Here is a 1,944-nt window from a genome sequence, read left to right as displayed (position 1 = left end):
TCACTCAAGCCGAACAAGCCGGCTGACGCTCTGGCGAGAGAAGGCGCTCGCGACCCGAGCAGGGTCTGGACCAGAAGCCATGGGTCTGACCCGTCGGCCGTCGTGGTGAACACGTAGCCGTCCTGATTGAACGGCAGCTCGTACACCTCCGCACGATGCTTCACCCGATCGCGTTGGACCTCGAGAATCGCGATCGTGTCATCGTCCAACGAGATCTTGCGGCTAGCTGGACGTCGTACTCGTCCGCCGTCGCCAAGAGCTTGCGCGTCTCGGCGAGTGACGGGGAGTGATCTCCTTCGTTCTCAACTTCGGAGGCGAAGCACTCACGGCTGGGTTGACCGGAATTCAACCCCACTTCACGGCCTGGCCGAGTGAGCCGCGAAGGATCGCGTGGACGTGGCGGACGGTTCCGGGCGAGAGTTTGTGCTCTCTGGTGAGGGCTGCGCAGTACGCATCGATTCGCTGTGTCATGACTTTGCTGAGGCGTAGCTTCCCGAGATCCGGCCCGATCCGCCCGTTCACGATTCGCCGGTACTCGCGAGCCGTCGTTGGCAAGAGTCGGTTATCGACCTGGTCGAGCCACCGAAGGAGCAGCTCGTTGAGCGTGGTCGACGACGACGAGATCTTGCCCTCGGCAACCTGGGCGACGAGTGCCGAGAGCGCACGCTGAGCTTCGCGTTTGGTGCCGACGTGAGTGCGGCTCAACTGCTTCTGGCGACCGCTTGCGGCGTCGCGCGGCAGCTGAACGATCAACTCCCAGTTGCCTGGGCGGCGCTCTCGCAGTGTGCCCTTCACGATGCAACCCGTACAGCAATAACTTGGTGAGAACTTGGTTGAGTCCTGCCGGTGTGATTCTGAGTCACTGCGAAACACCTGTCTACCAGGTGTTTTGTGGAGCCCAGACCGAGAGTCGAACTCGGGACCTACGCATTACGAATGCGTTGCTCTACCAACTGAGCTATCTGGGCAATTCCGACTCGTTGCCAAGAAGGACGACACGAATATATCGGCCGAGGCCGGGTCAGCCTCGCGGGCATTCGAGTGGATCTCGACCGTCCCACGTCCCCGACGACCCGTAGGGCTCGAAGCGGGCGAACAACTCCTCGGCATACCAGTCACCAGTGCGGGTTTCTTCGATTACTTGCTGATGCCTCGGCATCGAATACGCGTAGGCCCGCGCAGCACCCATCGACTCCCACAAACTGAACGTCGCAAGCCGTCCAACGGGGGCCTCTCCAACACCGACGACATCGATCAAACCGGGTGCCGTATGCAACTCGGTGTCGACCTCGACACCTGCCTGGCCGAACGCTCTCCACGACCGTCGCCGCACATTGGCACGGGTGATGATCGCAATCGGGCCCGACCTGTCGCCCGGCTCCATGCCGTCGAGTGGATTCATGCCGCGCCACTTGCCGTGGCCTCCGACCGCCTTCAATCGCACGTGCCAACTCTCAGCAGCACGCTGCCACCGCTGGGGGATGCGATGCGACGATATGAACCTGTCGAGATCGGCTTCGCTCTCCCACACCGCGAACAACGCCGTCCGTCGAAGGTCGGCACCCGGCCCAGTATTACTCCCCTCGCCGCTCCCCATCAGCCGCCAGAAATGCAGGCCATCGACCCGCGACATCGCAGGTCGGTCGAGCCCGAGGCGTGCCAATGCGAACACAGCACGGCCACGTCGCTCACGAATCAGGTGGAACGATGCAATGCGGGCCATGCATCGACCATGCTGTCAGCAATGAGTTCGTTCAGCACGACCATCCTCGATGTTCTCCTCGTCGTTGTGGTCGGTTATCTGCTCGGTTCGATCCCTGTTGCCAACCTGGTCGCACGCCGCCGTTCGACAATCGACCTGCGAGAAGTCGGGGATCGGAACCCCGGGTTCTGGAACGCACGCGAGACACTCGGCAAGCGGGCTGCGGTGCCGGTGTTCGTTGG

The 1,944-nt window shown here is 62.3% G+C and carries 4 protein-coding genes and 1 tRNA gene; 1 reads left to right on the top strand and 4 read right to left on the bottom strand.

All coding sequences use genetic code 11. The annotated features are described in order from the left end of the window. The 4 genes from ACH2EI_RS02305 to ACH2EI_RS02290 form a co-directional block, all read right to left on the bottom strand. On the bottom strand, nucleotides 1-209 hold a 209-nt coding region (locus tag ACH2EI_RS02305), incomplete at its 3' end, for a hypothetical protein (RefSeq protein ID WP_395159035.1). A 136-nt stretch (nucleotides 210-345) separates the two neighbouring features. Then, a complete protein-coding gene (locus tag ACH2EI_RS02300; protein WP_395159033.1) occupies nucleotides 346-795 on the bottom strand; it encodes a hypothetical protein in 450 nt (149 codons plus the stop codon). 97 nt (nucleotides 796-892) lie between these two features. After that, nucleotides 893-968 (bottom strand) — tRNA-Thr (locus ACH2EI_RS02295). A gap of 53 nt (nucleotides 969-1,021) precedes the next feature. After that, on the bottom strand, nucleotides 1,022-1,723 hold the full coding sequence (locus tag ACH2EI_RS02290; protein ID WP_395159031.1) for a spheroidene monooxygenase: 702 nt from the start codon (nucleotides 1,721-1,723) through the stop codon (nucleotides 1,022-1,024). A 21-nt stretch (nucleotides 1,724-1,744) separates the two neighbouring features. Between ACH2EI_RS02290 and ACH2EI_RS02285 the strand changes: the two genes are divergently transcribed. Beyond that, on the top strand, nucleotides 1,745-1,944 hold a 200-nt coding region (locus ACH2EI_RS02285), incomplete at its 3' end, for a glycerol-3-phosphate acyltransferase (RefSeq protein WP_395159029.1).

Origin of the sequence: Ilumatobacter sp. (assembly GCF_041688325.1) — a bacterium.
Classification (GTDB): domain Bacteria; phylum Actinomycetota; class Acidimicrobiia; order Acidimicrobiales; family Ilumatobacteraceae; genus Ilumatobacter_A.
Note: the sequence above shows the minus strand (reverse complement) of the source record. Positions and strands in the feature narration are given on the sequence as shown.

What these genes read in the sequence shown, in the direction of transcription:
- ACH2EI_RS02290 (WP_395159031.1), bottom strand. Translation starts at nt 1,723, where the DNA reads ATGGCCCGCATTGCATCGTTCCACCTGATTCGTGAGCGACGTGGCCGT.